Origin of the sequence: Prochlorococcus marinus str. MIT 0919 (assembly GCF_027359375.1) — a bacterium.
Taxonomy (GTDB): Bacteria; Cyanobacteriota; Cyanobacteriia; order PCC-6307; family Cyanobiaceae; genus Prochlorococcus_D.
Genome location: NZ_CP114779.1, coordinates 927,243 through 950,345 on the forward strand (window position 1 = coordinate 927,243; position 23,103 = coordinate 950,345).

The window sequence follows — 23,103 nt, forward strand, 5'->3', positions numbered from 1 at the left end:
TTTTCTTACTCATCTGAAAGTAAGCCCTCTTCTTGAAGTCCCTCTAATGCTGCTGGATCTGGCATCTGATCTTCCTGTGTTTGATCTTCTCCATCAGGTCTTACAAATGCAGCAAAATTACTCGCAGTAGGATCTATACCATGCCTACTTCTTGTGGCTTCTAGATCTTCATCACTAGGGTCATCTAGTACTGACGTAGAACTTACAGCAGCTGATGCAGGCATATCAACCGTATAATCAGGTCTTAAATTTTGAATCCTTCTATAGCCTGCAGGATCTTCGGCCAGAATATCTGGATGAGGTCCTGCCTCTGCTTTTAATTCTTCGACAAATCCACTAAAACCTGTACCTGCTGGAATAAGTCGGCCAATAATCACATTCTCTTTTAAGCCTCTTAACCAATCAGACTTACCTTCAATCGCAGCTTCTGTAAGTACCCTAGTCGTCTCTTGGAATGAAGCAGCAGAAATAAAGCTATCCGTATTCAATGAGGCCTTAGTAATACCTAAAAGAACTGGTGTGAATTCTGCAGGCGCACCACCAGTGACGGATATAGCCTGATTAGTATCTTCAACTTGTCTAATCTCAATTAGTTCCCCAGGTAAAAGAGTAGTGTCGCCAGCATCTTCTATTCGTACCTTACTGGTCATTTGGCGTACTATTACCTCGATATGTTTATCATCAATAGAAACCCCTTGAGATTTGTAGACGTTCTGAACTTCATTAACTAATCGGTGCTGAAGTTTTGCAATTGCTTCTTGAGCTGCTTCCATAAGTGGCTTTCTATCTCTAAAATCTCCGAAATAACACTCAAGAAGTTCGTGAGGATTAATTGGTCCATCTGTCAAAGATTCGCCTGCATTAACTGACTGTCCATTACTTACCATTACATTCTTTCCAAGCAGTATTGGATATTCAGACAAGGAGTCATCACTCTCTATAACTTTCAAAACTATTGATTCGTCATCTTCTTGCTTGATCTCGACAACGCCTTGCTTCTTACATAACACAGCTGAATCTCTTGGCCTTCTAGCTTCTAATAGCTCTTCAATTCGAGGTAAACCTTGAACAATATCTCCAGTCTTTTGCCTTTCAAAAACTAACAATGCCAATCCATCACCACGCTGTACTAAATCTCCGTCACGAACATGCAACACTGAATCTGGGGAGACCATATAAGGCCTTCCTAATCGGAGAGTAACCTTATTCCCTTTGACATTTTCGACTTCTCCACAGCATTGGATTGGTTCTCCCTCTGAAAGGAGCTCCCCATCAACGACTCTTTGACCAACTTTAAGAAGAGGTGAATTTTTAGCAGTTAAGACTGTAGTGTCTTCTACTCGTTCAACAATAAGTCGACGAATAGGGTCCCCTTCCGCAGTCTGAGGCAATTGTACAACTCCCTCTTCTTTGCACAAAATCTGAGTTGTTGCTACTACATCCCTTGCATTGACAATCTGATTATCCTTCACTTGAAGTTCAGTGTGAGTCGAACCGTGACTTGAATCAGACATTGTGTCTCGTCTAACCAAAATACTTTCTAAAATAACCAACTTCAATCGATCAATTGTCTTCGCTTTTTTGTCTGGTAAGACTTCAACGTCAACCGTCATCTGAGGAGTTGTTTCGAATGTCTCAAGGATCAATTGTGTTTTCAACAACTCAACTCCTTCTACAGACTTAATTAATTCCCCATCTTTAAAAGCAAGTCTCTGTGTAGCTTTAAGACCTAAGTGAGGTCCTTTCTCTTGCTTGACATGGGAAAGTTCAGGCAATTGAGCCTCATCAGGAATTGTATATTCCTCGACGGGTCGTAATAAAAGTCCTTTACCCTCTTTAGATTCAACAGTTTGAACAAGACACATAAACTCTGCTTTAAGTCCTTTGGCAATGGTTTCTCCAGGATTAACCATCTGCCCTTCATCTTCAAATCGCTCTAAAGCTTTAGATTCATTGCAAAGGTGAAATTCTCCACTACGAACAATAATTTCCCGAAGGATATCATTTTTCTGAGTAACAGTGACTATGCCAGCAGTTTGGCTAAAAATATCTTTAACAACTTCTGTACCTGCTTCAATCCATTGACGGTCCTTAATCATCAACAACGAAATATCCTTGTTAATTTCATGTGTTTCTTGAGGGATCCAAATTAGGGTTCCACCATTACTAACTTCAAAGCCATTTTTGGCTGATCTTGCCTTTTTAATTGCCAGCCCAGGTGCATATTTGACCAATCCACCAGTTTTTGTGCGGAACCGATCATCTGCCAGCTCAGCGATCACTTCACCACTACTAATTTTGCTGCCAGGGGCCGTGTTTAAACGATATTTTGTGCCATCTTGAGCTTCAAGATTCCATATCTCTCCTGAGTGAGTCGACTCTTCTAATAATTTAAAATCATCGAGTGTCATAGATGTAGTGACAATTTGCACTTCCCGCGAATCACCTATTGAATCTCGTAAACGTATCTGACCACCAAATTCACTTGCCTGACTTGCTTCAGCCAAGACTTGTCCACATTTAACCTCGACATTTCTTTCGACAACTGGACGTGCATTTGGAGGCAGGTTATACACATCTCCAGCTAATACCCAAAGACGACCAAGCCGTTGAGCTTTAAGAGTGATATTCCCTTGTCTATCGGTGACTTCTTTTGGTTGGATAACACTCTCGTAACGAACCTGGCCAGCTAGGTCACAAATAACATCTTTTGTTGCTTTCTCAACACTCTTTTTAACTGCTCCAGCAGCAATTTGAGCAACCGTTACATCAGAAGCTATCTCTTGGCCATTATCAACAAAAATCAGTGAGCCATTTGAAATTTCTATTGTTTGAGTCTTACCACTACCTGATGGTTTTACTTTCAAAGTGAAGTCTACTTCGGCTTGCTGTGCTTCTACCCCATGAGGTGTTCTATAACCACGGACACGCGCCTTTGATCCAAATTCAACTTTTCCTGCAACAGTAGATCGAACAACGCCAGTTTCTGCAGTGGAAACACCTCCTGTATGGAATGTTCTCATTGTTAATTGTGTACCAGGCTCACCAATTGACTGAGCTGCAATAATGCCTACCGCTTCTCCTAAATCAACCAGATGGTTATGAGCAAGAGCCCATCCATAGCACTTTCTACAAACTGAACGAGTAGCCTCACAAGTCAAAGGTGATCTAACCATCACTCCTTCTATACGCGCATCCTCAATTCGTTTAGATAGTTCTGGGTCAATAGCTGTATTTTTCTTAGCTATAACAACTCCATCTGCAGAATCAATCTGCTCTGCAGTCAAACGTCCAACTAATCTATTCCCAAAACGCCCATCTTCAGCTTTCACTAATTTTGACCTACTTGTTCCACAATCCTCTTCACGAACTATTACATCCTGAGCAACATCAACTAATCGCCTGGTCAAGTAGCCTGAATCTGCAGTCCTTAAAGCAGTATCAACAAGACCTTTTCGAGCCCCATAAGATGAGATCACATATTCTGTAACTGTTAGACCTTCTCTAAAATTTGTACGAATAGGCAAGTCAATAATCTCTCCCTGTGGGTTTGCCATTAGTCCCCTCATCCCAACCAACTGTCTAACCTGAGACATATTTCCTCTAGCTCCAGAGTTCGCCATCATCCAGACGGAATTCAAAGGGTCGTTTTGATTGAAATTCTTTTTAACAGCATCTACAAGCCTCTCATTGGTTTCAGTCCAAGTATCTATGACCTTTGTATGGCGCTCAACCTCTGTAATCTCTCCAAGTCGATAACATTCCTCAGTAGCCGTTATTTGTTGTTCTGCCTCTCCAAGTAAGTCTTGCTTAGCCTCTGGAACTTTTAAATCATCTACGGAAATAGAAACGGCTGCTTGAGTTGCATATTTGAAGCCTAAATCTTTTAAATTATCTGCCATTGCTGCGGTTACAGCAGTTCCATGATTTTTATAGGCCCAGGCTACTAAGTGTTTTAAAACTTTCTTATCAACTACACGATTCCTAAATGAAGGAGGCGTTTTGGAAAGAGGTGGTATCTCATTTGCACGTTTGTTCTTTTTCTTACTGCCCTTTCTACCCTTACCTGTAGTTTTACGGGATTTTGGAGAGGTTGGTGTCATGGTGATAACTAAGTTAAATGATTAATTGAGAAGATGGATTAAAAAGAATTCAAGCTGTTGCTATAGCATCAAAAATCGTATGATTCATGACCACACGGCCAACAGTAGTTAGGACAAATCTACTGATTAGAACCCCTTTCTCATCTAAACGGTCACGCTTTAAAGGCCATTGTTGGATTGAAGTTCCATCTTGCAGTTTTTCAGAATGAGTAGGCTCTATATTCTCATCGTCATCCTCAACTTCACCATTAAATCTGACCCATACCCAATCATGCAAATGAATTCTTCTATCTTCAAAAGCATTGATGACATCTTCTAGTGCTGCAAAAGTTTTTGATTGATTACCAAACTCAGGCTTCGGTGCATCAGGCTGAATAGCTGTCAAGTAATAAGAACCTAAAACCATATCCTGAGAAGGGGTCACAATCGGTTCTCCGGTTGCTGGTGAAAGAATGTTATTACTAGCAAGCATTAACATCCGAGCCTCAGTTTGCGACTCAATTGCTAAAGGGACATGAACAGCCATTTGGTCACCATCAAAGTCAGCATTAAAAGCAGGACAAACTAATGGGTGAAGCTGAATAGCTCTGCCATCAACTAATTTAGGTTCAAAAGCTTGAATTCCAAGTCTGTGCAAAGTTGGTGCTCTGTTTAACAAAATTGGATGCCCATCTATCACTTCTTGCAAAACTTGCATAACCTCATCATCAGCTCTCTGGATAAGTTTTTTAGCAGCCTTAATGTTATTGACAATATTCTGGCGAATGAGTCGATGAATAACAAAAGGCTGAAAGAGCTCTATTGCCATTTCTTTTGGCAAACCACATTGATGCATTTTTAACTTTGGTCCAACAACTATTACTGACCTTCCTGAGTAATCAACACGCTTACCTAATAAATTTTGCCTGAAACGTCCCTGCTTACCCTCGATTATATCGCTTAAAGACTTTAAAGCACGGTTATTGGCTCCAACAACAGTCCTACCTCTTCTTCCATTGTCAACAAGAGCGTCAACGGCTTCTTGAAGCATTCTTTTCTCATTCCTGACTATGATTTCAGGCGCTAATATTTCCTGCAAACGCGCTAATCGATTATTCCTGTTGATGACTCGTCTATATAAATCATTTAAATCAGAAGTAGCAAAACGTCCTCCATCTAATTGAACCATTGGTCGCAAATCAGGTGGAATAACGGGAATTGCATCTAAAACCATCCATTCAGGGCGAGCATTGGTAGCAATAAAATTATCTATAACTCTGAGCCTTTTAATTAATTTAGCCCTTTTTTGCCCTTTACTACCAGTGATTTCTTCTCTAAGGGTTTCCGCTATCTCATTAAGATCAAGATCTTCGAGAAGTTGCTGTAAAGCTTCTGCTCCTATTCCAACAACTGGTTCATTCTCTATTGTTGAATCTTCTGCATAGATTTCATCCTCAATTTCCAACCATTCATCTTCCGTTAACAGTTGCTTATACTTAAGATCCTTATGATCCCCTATATCCAAAACAACATAACAATTAAAATAAACAATCTGCTCAACATCTCTGAGAGGCATATCAAGCAAAATCGCAACATAACTTGGAATTCCTTTTAAATACCAAACATGAGATACAGGGGTGGCCAGTTTAATAAACCCCATCCTATGACGCCGCACTCTGCTCTCGGTAACTTCAACACCACATCTTTCACATACAATTCCACGGTGTCTAACTCTCTTATATTTACCGCAATGACATTCCCAATCTTTTGAAGGACCAAATATTTTTTCACAAAAAAGCCCATCCATTTCTGGCTTTAAAGTTCGGTAATTAATAGTTTCTGGTTTAGTTACTTCACCAACAACTTGACCATTAGGCAAAGTCCTTTGCCCCCAAGACATTACTCTTTCAGGCGAAGCCAAGGTGATTTTGACATAATCAAAATGATTTTCTGTTCGAAGGTTGCTGTTAGTCATGAGAGTATAAAAATGTTAATTAATAAGTAGAAGAAAATTTTTAAAACAATTATTCTTCTTGATAATCTGATCCCAATGATTCATAAGTAGGCCTGCTAGGAGTACTTCGGCGTGGGTTAACATCTTGCATCAAATCAACTTCTTTCCCTTCATCTGTATAAACCCCAATATCAAGACCTAGAGATTGCAATTCACGCATTAATACCTTGAAAGATTCCGGTGTACCTGGTCTAGGTATTGGCTTGCCTTTAACAATGGCATTTAAGGCTTCATTCCTACCTTGCATGTCATCGGATTTTACTGTCAACAATTCTTGCAATGTATAAGCTGCGCCGTAAGCCTCTAAAGCCCATACTTCCATCTCTCCAAGACGCTGCCCACCTTGCTGAGCCTTTCCACCCAAAGGTTGCTGAGTAACCAATGAGTAAGGACCAGTAGAACGAGCATGTATTTTGTCATCTACTAAGTGAACTAATTTAAGAAAATGAGAATACCCAACAGCAACTGGCTGATCAAAAGGCTCACCTGTTCTTCCATCTCTTAATAGTAGTTTTCCTGGATCTTCAGGGTTATATACCCAATCTTTCCCTGGCTGACTAGCAGCTTCTTTTAAATAAGCGGTAACAGTCTGATAAGACTTTTCAGCACCATACATTTCATCGAAGGGAACTACTTTGACTCTGCAATCCAAATTAGACGCTGCCCAACCCATTAAAAGCTCAAAGACCTGACCAACATTCATACGACTAGGGACGCCTAAAGGATTCAAAACAATGTCTACAGGAGTCCCATCGGGTAAATAAGGCATATCTTCTCTAGGAAGTATCCGGCTAATAATTCCTTTGTTCCCATGCCTGCCAGCCATTTTATCGCCTACTTGTATTTTCCTTCGCTGAGCAACATAAACACGTACAACCATATTTGCACCAGGAGGCAGTTCATCACCTTGTTCTCTTGTATAGATTCTTACGTCAACCACGCGTCCTCTCTCGGTACTAGGAACACGCAAAGAGTTATCTCTTACATCCCTAGCTTTTTCACCAAAAATAGCTCTTAAAAGCTTTTCCTCAGGAGGCTGATCAGACTCACCCTTAGGAGTTACTTTGCCTACAAGAATATCTCCACTCTCTACAAATGCACCGATTCTAATAATACCCATTTCATCAAGATTACCCAGGCTTTCTTCAGCAATATTAGGGATCTCTCTTGTGATTTCCTCAGGTCCTAACTTCGTTTGCCTAGCTTCAATCTCATACTTTTCTATATGAACAGAGGTGTAAAGATCATCTTTGACTAATCTTTCACTAACCAAAATTGCATCTTCGTAGTTATATCCTTCCCAAGGCATATAAGCAATCAAAACATTTTGTCCTAAAGCTATTTCACCCCCCTCACATGCCGAACCGTCAGCCAATACCTGCCCAATGATAACCTGATCACCATTATTAACTATTGGTCTTTGGTTTAAGCAAGTATCTTGGTTAGAACGCTGGTATTTCTGCAAATAATGGACGTGCTCAATCCCTTCCTCATCCGTTACGACTATAGAATTAGCATCAACATAAGTAACTTTTCCGTTTACTTGAGATATAGGAACCATCCCAGAATCTCTTGCAACTTGCGTTTCTAATCCAGTCCCCACCAAAGGACGTTCTGGACGTAAAAGAGGAACAGCTTGGCGCTGCATATTTGATCCCATTAACGCCCTATTAGCATCATCATGCTCTAGGAATGGAATTAAAGATGTGGCAACAGAAATAACTTGAACAGGTGAAAGTTGAACATAATCCACTTGCTCTGGTGGTACTTTTTCAAAATCCTGTCTATATCTCACTGGAATTAAATCTGCAAGAATCATTCCTTCCTTATCAGTAGCAACATCCCCAGGCGCAACTCTGCACTCATCTTCTAAGTCAGCAGATAAATAGATTGGCTTACCTTCTTTAATTACTCTTCCTTGTTCTACCTTCCAAAAAGGTGTTTCAATAAAACCATAATCATTAACTCTTGCATGGGTAGCGAGGGAATTTATCAAACCAGCATTGGGACCCTCTGGAGTCTCAATTGGGCAAAGTCTTCCGTAATGGGAAGGATGAATATCTCTAACTGCAAATCCTGCTCTTTCTCGAGTTAGTCCCCCTGGCCCTAATGCCGAAATACGCCTTTTATGTGTCAACTCAGCCAAAGGATTAGTTTGGTCCATGAACTGACTCAATTGACTTGAACCAAAAAATTCTTTAACAGCCGCTACCAAAGGCTTAGGGTTTACTAATTGTGCTGGAGTTAAAGAATCAGTCTCTCCAACAGTCATTCTTTCCTTAATTATTCTTTCTAAACGATTTAATCCAACCCGAACTTGATTCTGTAATAACTCTCCTACAGATCTAACTCTACGATTACCAAGATGATCTATATCATCTAATGTAGCACCGCCTACATCAAGCTCAAGATTAATTAAATAATCAATTGTTGATAGAACATCTTCATGAGTAAGTGTTCTAACTGAGTTTGGAATAGTTAGTCTTAATTTCTTATTAATTTTATATCTTCCTACTCTACCTAAATCATAACGCTTAGCATCAAAGAATCTGCTTTGCAAAAGTTGTTGTCCCCCACTTACCGAAGGCGGCTCGCCTGGTCTTAACTTTTTATAAAGTTCAAGCAAAGCTTGATCTTCTGAACTAATACCTTCTTCATCAGCTGCCTCTATAGATTTCTTATAATATTCAGGATGTCGTAATTTATCTATAACATCATTATCTGAAAGACCCATTGCCCTCATTAAGACATGAGCATTTATCTTTCTAGTTTTATCAACTCTTACATGTAGTAGATCATTCTTGTCTGTTTCAAATTTCAACCATGCACCACGGTTTGGAATAACACTTGCATTGTAAGTTCTTCGACCATTCTTATCCTGCTCATCTTTAAAATAAACTCCTGGGCTTCTAACTATTTGATTAACAATTACTCGCTCTGCTCCATTAATAATAAAAGTTCCTCTTTCAGTCATCAATGGCAATTCACCTATAAAAACTTCTTGCTCTTTTATTTCGCCTGTTTCCTTATTAATTAGACGACAAGTGACATACATCTGAGAAGCAAAAGTTGCATCTCTTTTCTTAGCTTCTTCTACATCATGACGAGGTCGCTTTAAGCGATATTCACTGCCTATGAAATGAAGCTCTAGCTTGCCAGTGTAATCAGTTATCGGGGAGAAGTTCTCCAACTCCTCAATTAAGCCTTTTTCCAAAAACCACTTAAAACTTGCTCGCTGCACCTCAACCAGATCAGGCAGGTGTGTAGCGGTCTTAGCGACCTGAATCGCGCTTCTACTCATGCGAGAACCTGCGGTTAATAGGGTGAATTGATAGCTGGACTGAAAAGTTTGGTCTTCAAGCCGGTTAATCAAAGAGCAAAAGTACCCATGTACTCCTTCACAAAATGAGGGAGCTAATTGACATCAATGACTCAGTAAACGCGGTTGAAAATTGCGAAATTCGACAAACCTCTGAAAAGGAGGACCATTCTTTTCTAAAAAAGGCACAGTAAACCTGCACCAAGACCAGGACAATTCTAGATATTACACTTGGATGATTTTTTTATCCACTAAAAATCTGTATTAGAGCAAATTAAACAATTTCTTAGCATTAGCAGTACTTTGATTTGCGATCGATATCAGGGTTTCCTCTCTTAGTTCAGCGAGCTTTTTAGCCACCTCTGCAACATAGGCCGGTTCATTGCGTTTCCCTCTCCAAGGAACAGGTGCTAAGAAAGGGCAATCTGTTTCAATTAAAAATCGATCTTGAGGTACTCTTCGAGCACAATCATGAGTTTCTTGGGCTTTAGGGAAAGTTACCAATCCACTAAAACTAATGTAAAAACCTAGATCTACAAAACTTGCCATCTCTGTGGAGCTCCCAGCCCAACAATGCATTACTCCTCTTGGGCACTTATCAGAATCTTTTAATTCAGAAAGCAAGGTGATCATTGGGTCAGCAGAGTCTCTACAGTGAATGATTACGGGCAAATCTAATTCATTAGCTAAAAGCAATTGAGGTCGCAGTATATTTAACTGTTCCTGAAGATTTTTATCTCTAAAAAGATCTAATCCCAGTTCTCCAATAGCTACGACTCTAGGGTCATCAATTGCAGCTTTGCGCAGAACATTGATGCTTTTATCACTCCAAGATTTCGTGTCAAGCGGATGAACACCTACTGAGTAATTTAACTCTGGGAAACGATCAGCCAATGCACGAATTGCTGGGATCTCAGCAGTTTCTACACAAGCATGAATAAGGTTCGTAACTCCGGCATTTCTCCACCTTTCTGAAACCTCATCCAAGTCTTTCTCAAAATTCTTAAATATAAGGTGACAATGGCTATCTATAAAAGAGTAATTAGTCATTTACTGAAAGCTTTATTTTCATTTTTCTCTATCCAAACAAGGATAAAGGGTGGAGATCCCTGTAATTCAATTATTTACTACTGGTTCAATTGCTTTTTTTACCGCAGCACTTAAACGAGACTTTTGATTTGCACCTGCATTGCTATGTAAGACCCCTCTCTTAACAGCTTTGTCAATTTTACTGAATGCATCATTCATGCTTTTTTGGACATCTACTTTGGCTTGTTCCCCTGGCTTGTTCATATAAGTACCACATGATGCAAAGCATTTCTTCATCAAAGTCCTTATTGCAGACCTATAGGATCTGTTTTGTAAACGATTGCGCTCTGCAACCTGTATTCGCTTTTTAGCTGAATTGGTATTTGCCACTGCGGCCAAATAGTTTTGATTTAGCTTTCTACATTACCTCAACAAGCTAATAAAAAAAAATCTTACAGAGATACAAGACAATTAAAGCCTCTAGGCTTTAGTTTGATAATAGAGTTCAGGTTAGAAAACTTGGCTGAGTCAAGCCAAATACTATCCTTCGCCACTGATTTCCAGGCAGCAATGACTGCTCTGGAAAGAATATCCAATAGAACAAGAGGAGATAAGCAAAAGCAAGCTGCACGAACTGTAGAAAAAATTCTTGAAGATATTAAAGATCACGGAGACAAATCTTTGTCTCATTACACATTGCAATTTGATGGATTTGATCCTGATCCTCTAGCAGTTACAAATGAGGAAATTGACCAAGCGTGGAAACTAACTCCACAGCCATTACAAGAAGCACTATCAATTGCCAAAAGTCGTATAGAAAGCTTCCATAAAAGCCAAGTTCCAAAAAATATTCTTCTTAAAGGAAAGTTTGGAGAGAAGCTTGGCAGAAGATGGAAACCAGTTCAAAGAGCTGGGATTTATGTGCCTGGTGGCAGAGCTTCATATCCAAGCACAGTATTAATGAATGCTATTCCTGCTTACGTGGCAGGGGTTGACGAGATAATTATGTGTTCTCCAGCACACTCGGATGGGATTATCAATAAAACCGTTTTAGCAGCTGCTTCTTTGGTGGGTATCAAAAAAGTTTTTCGTGTTGGAGGATCGCAAGCAATTGGAGCTATGGCTTATGGCACTGAAACCATTCCGAAAGTTAATGTAATAAGTGGTCCTGGTAATTTGTATGTAACTTTGGCCAAAAAATATGTTTATGGAGAAGTTGGAATTGATGCACTTGCAGGCCCTAGTGAAGTATTAATCATTGCAGATGGTAGCGCTGATATTGACTTTATAGCCGCAGATTTACTAGCTCAAGCAGAGCATGATCCATTAGCTGCAACTATTTTATTAACAACAGATAAACGTTTATCTGACAATATCGATCAGGCCATACTGGATCAGCTTAATCAACACCCAAGAGCAGAAATATGTCTTACCGCACTGAAGGAATGGGGTCTAAAAGTTCTTTGCAATGATATTGAAACTTGTATTAATTTAAGCAATTATTTTGCTCCTGAGCATCTTGAATTATTAATAGAAAAGCCTTATCAATATGAAAATAAAATAATTAATGCTGGAGCAATTTTCTTAGGTCCTTTAAGCCCAGAAGCTGTTGGAGACTATATTGCAGGACCCAATCACACCTTACCAACTTCAGGGACTGCAAAGTTTAGCGGTGCTCTAAGTGTGGAAACTTTCATGAAAAATACATCAATAATTGAATTTAATCAAAGTGCTTTCGAAAATAACAGACAAGCCATTATTGAGCTTGCAAACAGCGAAGGTCTTTATAGTCACGCAAATTCAATAAGGATTAGAAGCTCTAAGTCTTTCGAAGAGAAGTAACAGTAGACTTCCCATTCTGGATTTCCCCTACAAGAACTTCATCTACAAGGTTAACGAATAAGCCATTCTCAAGTACGCCAGGAATATTATTAATTAAAGGCTCTAATGTCTCAGGGCTATGAATGCCATTTTCAAAAGTAACATCTAGCACTAAATTCCCCTGATCAGTAACTATTGGTCCTGCTTTTTTTGTTGCCATTCGCAGATCTGAAGTACCTCCCAATTGTTTTAATTGTTGATCAACCAATTGCCACGCTGAAGGTAAAACTTCAACTGGAAGTTTAAATTCAAGATTTAACTGTTTCACAATCTTGGTTGAGTCAACAACCACAACAAAACGATCTGCTAGCGACGCAACAAGCTTTTCCTGAACATGACAGGCTCCACCCCCTTTGATCAATTGAAATTTAGAATCAACCTCATCTGCTCCATCGATAGCTAAATCAATATGAGATACCGCAGATAAATTTTTCAACGGTATTTGCAATTTAGTTGCTAGAACTTCCCCTTGAAAGGACGTCGTTACTCCAACAATATTTTTCAATTGGCCTGATGAAATTTTTTGTCCTAAAGCCTCAATCATTAATGCCGCAGTTGATCCAGAACCCAGCCCAAGAACCATCCCATCGTTGATTTGATCCACTGCAGCCTCAGCTACAGCCTGTTTCATTTGTGTTTGTAAATCTGCCATCAAAAAAAAAACCTTGGAAGACAGTAGCAAGATTTCTAGCTAATTCCTGGCAAAGCCTCAGGCTTTATAGAAAGTCTTATCTCATGGTTATTTCTTAAGACACTTACAGAAAAAGGAACCCCTATTTCTGATTGCTCAACTTTTTGCAGCAAAGACTCAGGATTAGTTATAGCTTTTTCCTCAGCTGAAATAACCAAATCACCTCTTCGAATGCCTGCACGCTCAGCTGGACTATCAGAAATTACTGATTGAACTAAGGCTCCTTCTCTTTCTGGCAATTGAATCAATGCATTTGGATCTTGATTATGCTCTTTTGCAATTCTTTCATTTAAAGGCACAAGCTGAACTCCTAAATATGGATGCAAGACTTTTCCAGTAGTCAAAAGTTTCTGAGATATTGTTCTTGCCAGGTTGATTGGAATAGCAAATCCAAGGCCAGCTCCTGGTCCAGATCGCACCAAAGTATTAATACCAATAACTTCACCATATTCATTGACTAAAGGGCCTCCAGAATTGCCAGGATTAATTGCAGCATCAGTCTGTATTAAGTCCAATCTCTTATCCGAAAAGCCGAGACTATTAATATTTCTATGCAAGCTGCTGACAATACCAAGTGTAACCGTGCTCTCAAGCCCGTAAGGAGTGCCTAATGCTATGGCCCAATCACCAACTTCAAGAGCTTCTGAATCTCCAAGAGGTGCAGACGTTAATCCAGAAGTATTTTCCAAGCGAACAAGTGCTAAATCTGTAACAGAATCAGTCCCCACCACTTCACCTGCTAAAACATCTCCATAAGGAAGCGTGACGGTTACATTGTCTACTCTTTCAACAACATGAGCATTAGTCAGTATCAAGCCATTGTCATCTATTAAAACTCCTGAGCCTTGACCTCTCTCATGCTCTGGACCAAAGGTTGGCTCACCCAATAAATCTTTTAATAGTGGGTCTAATAACGATGGATCAAATTGCTCACGTTCCACAACCCTTTCCGTATCGATACGAACTACAGCGTGCGCAACGTTTTTAACTGCCTCAGAAACAAAGCTATGTCGATCTTTATCAAAGGATGGTACCTCTCCTAAAACAGGTTGTTGCCATAAGCAAAAAATTAAAACAAGCCATAAAGGCCACTTTCTGATGATCTCCATGATGCTCTCCTACTTACTAACGATCCTGAGTAATGAGTATGGGTATTACTAGGAAATAATGACGAACCTTAATTCTAAATAAAATCAAATCCTATTAAATATAGAAAAAGAAAAGATAATCTATTAGAATTCTTATGCCTGACGGTTTCCTCTGAAATGGAGGCAGGTAATATCTGAAAGCTGTCGGGCTTAAAGGTCCGATCCAAGCTTTACCTTGTCTAACCAAATCGTCACAAATTTAGAATCCCTAGCCTGCGATACAGCTGCTAATAATGGTTTAGAAGTTTATGGTTTTACAATAAATACTGATAAAAAACCTATGAATATTCAAGTTCAAATCAAAAAGATGAGCTGTGAAGAAGAAATATCTCTTGAAGACTGTGTTCATTTTAGCGAGCCCATGAATGAGGCTATTGAACAGTCAAAATTGCTCGACAATGGTTATGTGCTGGAAATAAGCAGCCCTGGGCTTAGCGATTTGCTGGAAACTGATAGAGACTTTAAAACTTTTAAAGGGTTCCCTATTGAAGTACGCTTGAAAGACAAAGACAACTCAGAGCTTTTAAAAAGTGGTTTGCTACATGAAAGATCAAAGGAATACTTGCTAGTAAACATAAAAGGGAGGATTAGCAAAATTCCTAGGAAAAATATTATCTCCGTCCAATTGACTAGCCCCACTGGCTAATCAATCTAAGGTTAACTCCCCCCCACTCAACTGAAAACTCTCTTACCCCATCCTCGATGGCACTAGTTCTTCTCCCTGGACTCAATAACTTAATAGATGACATTAGTGAGGAGAAAAAACTCCCCGCTCAGGTCGTTGAAACCGCACTAAGAGAAGCTTTGCTGAAAGGGTATGAAAGGTACAGAAGGACACTATATCTTGGAATTAATGAGAACCCATTTGAAGAGGAGTACTTCAGTAATTTTGATGTTGGTCTAGACCTGGATGAGGAAGGATATAGAGTTTTAGCTAGTAAAATTATTGTTGACGAAGTAGAAAGTGAAGATCACCAAATCGCTTTAAATGAAGTCATGGAAGTTGCCGAAGATGCACAAATCGGTGACACAGTAGTTCTAGATGTAACCCCAGAAAAAGAAGATTTTGGGCGAATGGCAGCAGCTACTACAAAGCAAGTCCTCGCTCAAAAATTGAGAGATCAACAACGAAGAATGATCCAAGAGGAATTTGCCGATTTAGAAGACCCTGTTCTCACTGCAAGAGTGATTCGTTTCGAAAGACAATCCGTAATAATGGCTGTCAGCTCAGGGTTAGGCAGACCTGAAGTGGAAGCAGAGCTGCCCCGTAGAGATCAGCTTCCTAACGACAATTATCGCGCAAATGCAACATTTAAGGTATTTCTAAAAGAAGTTAGCGAGGTACCCAGAAGAGGGCCACAATTATTTGTAAGCAGATCTAACGCTGGTTTAGTTGTTTATTTATTTGAAAACGAAGTCCCAGAGATACAAGAAGGTTCAGTAAGAATTGTTGCTGTTGCGCGCGAAGCTAATCCCCCCACCAGATCTGTAGGGCCAAGGACGAAGGTTGCAGTAGATAGCATTGAAAGAGAAGTAGACCCTGTTGGGGCTTGCATTGGTGCAAGAGGCTCAAGAATTCAACAGGTAGTAAATGAATTACGAGGTGAAAAAATTGATGTTATTCGCTGGTCTTCAGACCCTATTCAATACATCTGCAATTCACTTAGTCCTGCAAGGGTTGAAGTGGTAAGACTTGTTGATCCTGAAGGCCAGCATGCGCATGTACTAGTACCTCCAGATCAGCTAAGCCTTGCAATTGGCCGAGAAGGTCAAAATGTCCGTCTCGCTGCAAGATTAACTGGTTGGAAGATAGATATTAAAAACTCACAAGAATATGATCAAGCTTCGGAGGATGCAGAAGTAGCGGAACTAATTGCTCAGCGAGAAGAAGAAGAAAGCCTACAAAGACAAGCCGAAGAAAGATTAGAAGCTGAACAAGCCGCTCGAGCTGAAGAAGATGCAAGGTTAAGAGAACTCTATCCTTTACCTGAAGATGATGAACTAACTGAAGGATCCGAGAAGGAAGAAGAAGTGGATATAAATGAAGAAAATTATGTAAATACGGATAGTAACTTACCTGAAGGAGAAGAAGAAGAAGAAGTAGTAGTAGAAGCAATAGAAGAAGTTAATTCTTCAGAGGATGGGGTCCGGTGAACCAACGTACCGTCCTGCGTCGATGTGTTGCATGTCGAACTCTCTTCGACCGCCAAAAACTTTGGAAAGTGACAAGAGACTTCCAGGACGGCATAGTCCTTGATAAGGGTATGGGTCGCTCAGCCTATATATGCCCTAAGAAGGAGTGTTTCGAAGAAGCTTTACGGCGCAAACGTCTTCAAAAAGCCCTGAGATGTCAAGTGCCATTAACTGTTTTCGATCTGCTGCAAAATCGTTTGAATGAAAACAAACATTCAAACTCTGAGGAAAGATGAATAATTGGCCTACCTTAATAAAAGGGCTTAAGCAAAACTCGCCAGGATTAACTGGAGAACTTAATGACCAGCAGCGGCAAAATCCGAATCTATGAACTGTCTAGAGATTTAACTCTGGACAATAAAGACGTGCTGAATGCCGCGAAAAAACTCTCAATTGCTGTAAAAAGTCATAGCAGTTCAATTAGTGATGAAGAAGCAAACCAAATAAAAGCTTTTCTAAGTAAACAAAAAAAAGGAACTATCTCAGGGAAAAATAAACCACAACAGCAAGGCAAAGAAATTCTTTCGGTTAAGAAGGCACTGCCAACACCTCGGCAACAAAACGACCAAAAAATTAATTTAGCCAAAAAACCTTCTGCTGACTCAAAACCGCCAAAGACTAATCGAATAATTGCCAAACCTTCTACTGCAAACCCAGCGCTAAAAACTTCAACTGCTAAAACAAATCCTGCAATTACATCAAAACCAAAACCACCAGTTCAAAATTTAATCCAACCTCAAAAACCTACTTCACCTTCTCTGAAGAGCACTAACAAACAAGTGCAAGAAGATCGACCATCGAAAACGAACAACATACCTGTCCAATCCAAATCAAAACCTCCAGTTACAGCCAATCAGCCAAGAAATCTTCCTAAGCAAAAACCAAATATCCTTGGGAAACCAAAATCTCCAACTAATAAAGTCAATACACCTTTAGCTCAAAAGCCTCCTCTACCAAATAAAGCTAGCACTCCTCCGAAGCGAATAGCAAACCAACCTAATCGTCCTATCGCACCAGCCCCAAGACAGAAACAACAACTTCAAAAAGATTTTCCCCGTCATTCAAAACCTCTTTCTGGCAACGCTCCTCAAAAGAATGATCTAGGTCGAAGACCCTTCAATCAAGCCAATAATCAAAATGGTCAACGTTTTCCTAAAAAACCTGGTCAGCCTCTTCAAAAAAACAACCCTGTTGAACTTGTAGGAGCACCAATTAGACGAAACAATAAGCCAGGGAATCCCAAAGGGTATCGGGATGGAGGATATAGATCTGGTCCTCCAAATAGAAATAACTCCAGTAATAATCAATCAGGGCAACAAAGGAGAGACTTAAAAGGCCCTATGCGTCAACAGCGTCCAGGGCCAGGGATGCCTTCAGGGATGAGAAAACCTGTGGCACCTGGTGAATTAATGCAGCTTCAAAAACCTACTGGAAGATCACCTCAAAATCCATCGCCAAGGAGACCAGGAGCACCTCCTTCCCAAAGGCAAGATGCTACCAAAAACAAACCCACTGGGCCCAAGCAACCGGTTAATCGTCCTTCAACAGCCACTGCTCCTAAAAAGCCTTCACATAGGCCAACTGGCTCTGGTGCACCTAGAAGAAGATCTGACTGGGATGATGCTGCAAAACTAGAAGCTCTACGAAATAAAACTCCTCAAAAGCAACGACAGAAAGTACATATTATCGGTGAGAATGATGACGCCTTAACTACTGAAACAAGTGGTTTTGCAGCTGGGCAAGATGCAGTTTTATTGTCCGCCAGTCTTGCAAGACCTTCCAAGCCAAAAACCTCTCAAAAATCTGACTCAAAGAGAACTGTAGTTACAAGAAAGCGTAAAAAAGAATCTACTAGGCAAAGACAACGTAGGAGAGCTATGGAGCTACGACAAGCCCGAGAAGCGAAGCAAGTAAGACCGGAAATGATAATTATTCCAGAAGATAATCTTACAGTTCAGGAGCTCGCTGACAAATTGAGCGTTGAAAGTTCAGAGATTATTAAATCTTTATTTTTCAAAGGTATTACAGCAACAGTTACCCAATCATTAGATCTACAGACAATCGAAACAGTTGCTGAAGAGTTTGGAGTTCCAGTGTTGCAAGATGACGTAGAAGAAGCAGCAACAAAAACCTCTGGCATGCTAGATGAAGCAGATAAAGATCACCTCATCAAACGTCCGCCGGTTGTAACTGTTATGGGACATGTAGACCACGGGAAAACCAGTCTTTTAGATGCTATTCGCGAAGCGAGAGTAGCTAGTGGAGAAGCTGGAGGCATTACTCAACATATAGGTGCATATCAAGTTGACATAAATCACGAGAACAAAAAACGAAAACTAACCTTCTTAGATACTCCAGGGCATGAAGCCTTCACTGCAATGCGTGCAAGAGGTACAAAAGTAACCGATGTTGCAGTTCTAGTGGTTGCTGCAGATGATGGGGTAAGACCTCAAACCTTGGAAGCTATCAGCCATGCTCGTGCTGCCAAAGTTCCAATAGTTGTAGCAATAAATAAGATTGACAAGGAAGGAGCATCTCCTGACCGTGTTAAACAAGAATTGTCTGAACAAGAACTAGTCGCAGAAGAATGGGGTGGTGACGTTGTAATGGTTCCTGTGAGCGCAATTAAAGGAGAAAATATCAACAAGCTATTAGAAATGATTTTACTGGTAAGCGAAGTAGAAGACTTACAGGCAAATCCTGACCGCTTAGCTAAGGGTACTGTGATAGAAGCTCATCTTGATAAAGCAAAAGGACCCGTTGCAACATTACTAGTTCAAAATGGAACTCTAAAATCAGGAGATGTTGTTGCTGCTGGACCTGTTCTTGGGAAAGTACGGGCAATGGTTAATGAGAATGGTGACAGAATCAAGGCCGCAGGTCCGTCATATCCAGTCGAAGCACTTGGTTTTAATGAGGTCCCTTCAGCAGGTGATGAGTTCGAAGTGTATCCAGACGAGAAGTCTGCACGAACTGTTGTCGGTGATAGAGCATCTGATGCACGAGCCACACGACTTGCCCAACAAATGGCTTCAAGACGCGTATCACTTTCTTCCATGTCAGGCCAAGCTAATGAAGGCGATTTGAAGGAGCTGAATCTCATTCTCAAAGCTGATGTACAAGGTACGATTGAAGCGATTTTGGGCTCACTTGAACAACTACCAAAAGATGAGGTGCAAGTTCGAGTTCTCCTCTCTGCACCTGGTGAAGTTACTGAAACAGATGTAGATCTTGCTGCCGCATCCGGTGCAGTAATTGTAAGTTTCAACACTTCAATGGCCTCTGGTGCCAAAAAAGCAGCCGATGCCAATGGTGTAGATGTAAGAGATTACGATGTGATCTATAAGCTCCTGGAAGATATTCAACTTGCTATGGAAGGACTACTAGAACCAGACATGGTTGAAGAAAATCTAGGCGAAGCAGAGGTGCGAGCAATCTTTACCATTGGCAAAAGTGCTGTTGCAGGCTGTTATATCACAAATGGAAAGTTACAACGCAATTGCAGAGTCCGTGTTAAACGAGATTCACAAATAGTATTTGAAGGGGATCTAGATTCTTTACGACGCAACAAAGATGTAGTCAAAGAGGTTGGGAATGGTTTCGAATGTGGTGTAGGTTGTGATCGATTTGCCAATTGGAAGGAAGGGGACATTATTGAAGGCTATAAACTAGTAACTCAAAGACGCAAGTTAAACACTTAAAAGAAACAGGACAACTCATTGCCTTTAGTTAATTCACTAGTTTACAAAACAATTACCTGGATACGACTACTAGAAAGAGATGATTCTTGATAATCCGCACTCTATAATTGGCTTAAACGCTGTCTATATTTCTTGAATATACTCAACACTAAGTATTTATTTACTTCTTCGCCTATCAAAAAAAACAAGGGCTCCAAATAAAATCAAAGCAGATATCTGAACCCCTAAATCACCAATCAAAACATTTTCTCTTGCAATTAAACGAAAGATCATAATTAGGAAACCAATCCCAGCAGAAGCAAATAAAGAAAACCATATTATCCGGCGAATACCGTAAAAAGGATTCTTGGATTCTCTAATCAGCTTTTTTCGCACTTTCGGATCTAAATTCACTGTAAGTCCCTCTAAAAGATGGTCCAACGAAAAAAAACCATAAAATGGGTTAGAAGGATTCTATTTTAGCCGGTGTAGCTCAGGGGTAGAGCAACTGATTCGTAACCAGTAGGTCGATGGTTCAATTCCATTCACCGGCACTTTCGAATCCTTCTTGAATCATTAATGCAAATTTTTCACTTTCTAACTTTTAAATCTAGTAAGATTGTCTAAATGAGCCAATCGAAGCAAAAGAAATCAAGATTAACTGAGCAAAAGGCTTGTAATGTTAACTTTGGGAAAGTCCTAATCATTAGACTGCCTTGTAATCCTATTTTCCCTATTGGTCCAGTATATCTAGCAGATCATTTACATAAAACCTTCCCTAGTCTCTCTCAGAAAATCCTCGATCTTGCCGCGCTCCCAGTTCTAGATGTTGAAAGAATCTTATTGGATGTAATCCAAAATTTCAAACCTTCATTACTTGTCTTCTCATGGAGAGACATTCAAATATACGCACCCGTTGATGGCCGAGGTGGAAACCCACTTCAATATTCATTTGAAGCTTTTTATGCATTAAATCCTCTTAAAAGAATAAGAGGTGCTTTAGGAGGCATTCGTTTAATGAAAAGTCACTATGGTGAGTTATGGCGTAATACAAAATTAATCAAGCAAGGGCTAAAAGAATCTAGAAAATATAATAAAAATGCAAAAGTACTTATAGGGGGTGGAGCAGTAAGTGTTTTTTATGAGCAACTAGCAAGATCTCTCCCAAAAGGGACAATTATTTCTATAGGTGAAGGGGAACCACTCCTGGAAAAAATACTGAAAGGAGAAAGTATTAAGACAGAAAGATGTTTCATTGCTGGAGAAAATCCTAGATCAGGAATTATTCATGAACAACCAAATAGTTCTCCAAAAACTGCATGTAACTATTCATACATTGCTTCCATTTGGCCTCAATTAAACTGGTATCTAGAGGGGGGGGATTTCTATGTAGGAGTCCAAACCAAGCGAGGCTGTCCACATAATTGTTGTTATTGCGTTTATACCGTTGTTGAAGGTAAACAAGTACGTGTAAACCCTATAAAGGAAGTTGTGCAAGAAATGCGGCAATTGTATAATTTAGGTGTTAGAAATTTTTGGTTTACAGACGCTCAATTTATTCCAGCAAGGAAATATATAGAAGATGCCAAACAACTGCTAAAAGAAATCTTGCAAGAAAGGCTAACTGGTATTAATTGGGCTGCATACATAAGAGCAGACAATATAGATAATGAATTGGCCAACCTAATGGTTAAGACAGGAATGACTTATTTTGAAATTGGCATAACGTCAGGTTCACAAGAGTTAGTTAGAAAAATGCGAATGGGTTATAACCTAAAAACAGTATTGGATAACTGCAAATTATTAGCAAAAGCTGGTTTTAATGACCAAGTTTCAGTTAACTACTCATTTAATGTTATTGACGAAAGGCCGGAGACTATTAGACAAACTATTGCTTATCATAGAGAACTTGAACGAATTTTCGGAGTAGGCAAAGTTGAACCTGCTATTTTCTTCATCGGGCTTCAACCTCATACACATTTAGAACAATATGGGTTTGATCAAGGTCTTTTAAAACCCGGCTATAACCCGATGAGCATGATGCCTTGGACTGCAAGAAAACTCCTATGGAATCCTGAGCCAATGGGGAAAATTTTTGGAAGGATCTGTCTAGAAGCTTTTGACAACTCTCCAGAAAACTTTGGAAGAAAAGTTTTTGAATTATTAGAAAGAGACTATGGAATTGCGCCTCTCGAAGAAGCATTGCGGGCACCACTTGAAGGCTCACGAGCAATGGCAACAGCAGTTCGATAACAACAAATTATCCCCAAGAAGGCAATGATAGCTATCCCTCCACCTATGGGATTAGGAGTTGAATTTCCTGGTCCCAAAAGCAAAGAGGGATAGTCTTTATCAAGCCTAATTAAGCCATTATTTAATAAAAACCAAATACCTACTAAGCCTCCGTGAAATCCAATACAACCAATTAATGAGCCTCGATCTAATGTTCTTCTTATCGAAAGTACTATCCCAAGTAAAAAAAGGCCAATTGAAAGAAATATGACTGGAATGGCACCTAGATTAAAAGGGATATGAGCAATACTAAAAATGACAGCTTGAATAAAAAGACCCCATTTAGAACCAAAAATTAAATTCATTTCACCCCAAAGCCAGCCTCTGAAAATCAACTCTTCTGCTAGTCCAACTCCGATACCAAGTGAAATTGCATTAATTAACACTCCTAAATTGAAATTACCTTGCCAATTTCCCCATCCCCCTACGAAAATTGTTGTCAAAATAACTAAAATCAACATTAATGACCAAGTCATACCTTTGGTCAAAGTTGTGAAAAATAAATTTATGTCTATCTTTGAAAAGCCAAATTCAAGCCATGGTTTTTCCACTTTCCACCGAGTCTTTACCCAAATTGGCAGAATAAGCAAGAAGCAAATAAACGTAATTATTGTGCCTATTAAAGCAACATCATCTTTTTCCAGATCTTTAGCAATGAACCCCAAAGGTTGAACAATAATCCAGCCTAAAAGGTATAAAAAAGGTAATAAAACTATAGTTGGCAGCCAAAAAAGTCGTTGTTTTAGCCACCTTTGTAGAAAATAATTCAATGAA

General features: G+C 39.8%; 15 protein-coding genes and 1 tRNA gene. 7 read left to right on the forward strand and 9 right to left on the reverse strand.

Translation table 11 applies throughout. The features are described 5' to 3' along the window. Positions 1–5: 5 nt before the first annotated feature. From O5635_RS05255 to rpsT, 5 genes are all read right to left on the reverse strand, one after another. Entirely contained in the window at positions 6–4,103 is a 4,098-nt protein-coding gene (locus tag O5635_RS05255) for a DNA-directed RNA polymerase subunit beta' (RefSeq protein WP_036900574.1), read from the reverse strand. A gap of 49 nt (positions 4,104–4,152) precedes the next feature. Continuing rightward, entirely contained in the window at positions 4,153–6,057 is a 1,905-nt protein-coding gene (locus O5635_RS05260; RefSeq protein ID WP_036900575.1) for a DNA-directed RNA polymerase subunit gamma, read from the reverse strand. A 49-nt stretch (positions 6,058–6,106) separates the two neighbouring features. Continuing rightward, positions 6,107–9,397, reverse strand: a complete 3,291-nt coding sequence (gene rpoB, locus O5635_RS05265; protein WP_036900576.1) for a DNA-directed RNA polymerase subunit beta — start codon at positions 9,395–9,397, stop codon at positions 6,107–6,109. A gap of 282 nt (positions 9,398–9,679) precedes the next feature. After that, positions 9,680–10,465: a TatD family hydrolase gene (locus O5635_RS05270; protein WP_036900577.1), complete on the reverse strand. Its 786-nt coding sequence runs from the start codon at positions 10,463–10,465 to the stop codon at positions 9,680–9,682. A 66-nt stretch (positions 10,466–10,531) separates the two neighbouring features. Next, entirely contained in the window at positions 10,532–10,834 is a 303-nt protein-coding gene (gene rpsT / locus O5635_RS05275) for a 30S ribosomal protein S20 (protein WP_036900578.1), read from the reverse strand. A gap of 180 nt (positions 10,835–11,014) precedes the next feature. Between rpsT and hisD the strand changes: the two genes are divergently transcribed. Beyond that, positions 11,015–12,286 (forward strand): histidinol dehydrogenase, encoded by a 1,272-nt coding sequence (gene hisD, locus O5635_RS05280; RefSeq protein ID WP_052042682.1) that lies wholly within the window; start codon positions 11,015–11,017, stop codon positions 12,284–12,286. Here hisD and rpiA read toward each other — a convergent pair. Beyond that, a complete protein-coding gene (gene rpiA / locus O5635_RS05285; protein WP_036900579.1) occupies positions 12,264–12,977 on the reverse strand; it encodes a ribose-5-phosphate isomerase RpiA in 714 nt (237 codons plus the stop codon). The two genes, hisD and rpiA, sit on opposite strands and share 23 nt — an antisense overlap. A gap of 35 nt (positions 12,978–13,012) precedes the next feature. Further along, positions 13,013–14,125, reverse strand: coding sequence for a trypsin-like peptidase domain-containing protein (locus O5635_RS05290; protein ID WP_036900580.1), 1,113 nt, complete (start codon positions 14,123–14,125; stop codon positions 13,013–13,015). Between the two features lie 214 nt (positions 14,126–14,339). Between O5635_RS05290 and O5635_RS05295 the strand changes: the two genes are divergently transcribed. The 4 genes from O5635_RS05295 (at position 14,340) to infB (ending at position 20,058) form a co-directional block, all read left to right on the forward strand. Beyond that, the gene (locus O5635_RS05295; protein WP_036900581.1) at positions 14,340–14,810 is read left to right on the forward strand and encodes a ribosome assembly cofactor RimP; all 471 of its coding nucleotides are present in this window, start codon (positions 14,340–14,342) and stop codon (positions 14,808–14,810) included. Between the two features lie 56 nt (positions 14,811–14,866). After that, the gene (gene nusA, locus O5635_RS05300) at positions 14,867–16,318 is read left to right on the forward strand and encodes a transcription termination factor NusA (RefSeq protein WP_036900582.1); all 1,452 of its coding nucleotides are present in this window, start codon (positions 14,867–14,869) and stop codon (positions 16,316–16,318) included. After that, positions 16,315–16,593, forward strand: coding sequence for a YlxR family protein (locus O5635_RS05305; RefSeq protein ID WP_036900583.1), 279 nt, complete (start codon positions 16,315–16,317; stop codon positions 16,591–16,593). Before nusA ends, O5635_RS05305 begins: the two co-directional genes overlap by 4 nt. Positions 16,594–16,656: 63 nt before the next feature. Beyond that, positions 16,657–20,058: a translation initiation factor IF-2 gene (gene infB / locus O5635_RS05310; protein WP_036900584.1), complete on the forward strand. Its 3,402-nt coding sequence runs from the start codon at positions 16,657–16,659 to the stop codon at positions 20,056–20,058. Between the two features lie 156 nt (positions 20,059–20,214). Here the strand turns inward: infB and O5635_RS05315 are convergent, their stop codons facing one another. Beyond that, positions 20,215–20,451, reverse strand: coding sequence for a DUF3493 domain-containing protein (locus O5635_RS05315; protein WP_036901047.1), 237 nt, complete (start codon positions 20,449–20,451; stop codon positions 20,215–20,217). A 68-nt stretch (positions 20,452–20,519) separates the two neighbouring features. Between O5635_RS05315 and O5635_RS05320 the strand changes: the two genes are divergently transcribed. Continuing rightward, positions 20,520–20,591: transfer RNA gene (locus O5635_RS05320), tRNA-Thr, on the forward strand. Positions 20,592–20,664: 73 nt separating this feature from the next. After that, a complete protein-coding gene (locus O5635_RS05325) occupies positions 20,665–22,290 on the forward strand; it encodes a photosystem II high light acclimation radical SAM protein (RefSeq protein WP_036900585.1) in 1,626 nt (541 codons plus the stop codon). Here O5635_RS05325 and O5635_RS05330 read toward each other — a convergent pair. Then, on the reverse strand, positions 22,212–23,099 hold the full coding sequence (locus O5635_RS05330) for a CPBP family intramembrane glutamic endopeptidase (protein ID WP_052042627.1): 888 nt from the start codon (positions 23,097–23,099) through the stop codon (positions 22,212–22,214). The two genes, O5635_RS05325 and O5635_RS05330, sit on opposite strands and share 79 nt — an antisense overlap. Positions 23,100–23,103 lie beyond the last annotated feature (4 nt).

Excerpts from the sequence above, each read along its gene's own strand:
- infB (WP_036900584.1), top strand. The coding sequence starts at position 16,657 with ATGACCAGCAGCGGCAAAATCCGAATCTATGAACTGTCTAGAGATTTA.
- hisD (WP_052042682.1), top strand. The coding sequence starts at position 11,015 with ATGACTGCTCTGGAAAGAATATCCAATAGAACAAGAGGAGATAAGCAA.
- O5635_RS05270 (WP_036900577.1), bottom strand. The coding sequence starts at position 10,465 with ATGACTAATTACTCTTTTATAGATAGCCATTGTCACCTTATATTTAAG.
- O5635_RS05290 (WP_036900580.1), bottom strand. The coding sequence starts at position 14,125 with ATGGAGATCATCAGAAAGTGGCCTTTATGGCTTGTTTTAATTTTTTGC.
- O5635_RS05260 (WP_036900575.1), bottom strand. The coding sequence starts at position 6,057 with ATGACTAACAGCAACCTTCGAACAGAAAATCATTTTGATTATGTCAAA.
- O5635_RS05325 (WP_036900585.1), top strand. The coding sequence starts at position 20,665 with ATGAGCCAATCGAAGCAAAAGAAATCAAGATTAACTGAGCAAAAGGCT.
- nusA (WP_036900582.1), top strand. The coding sequence starts at position 14,867 with ATGGCACTAGTTCTTCTCCCTGGACTCAATAACTTAATAGATGACATT.
- O5635_RS05255 (WP_036900574.1), bottom strand. The coding sequence starts at position 4,103 with ATGACACCAACCTCTCCAAAATCCCGTAAAACTACAGGTAAGGGTAGA.
- rpoB (WP_036900576.1), bottom strand. The coding sequence starts at position 9,397 with ATGAGTAGAAGCGCGATTCAGGTCGCTAAGACCGCTACACACCTGCCT.
- rpiA (WP_036900579.1), bottom strand. The coding sequence starts at position 12,977 with ATGGCAGATTTACAAACACAAATGAAACAGGCTGTAGCTGAGGCTGCA.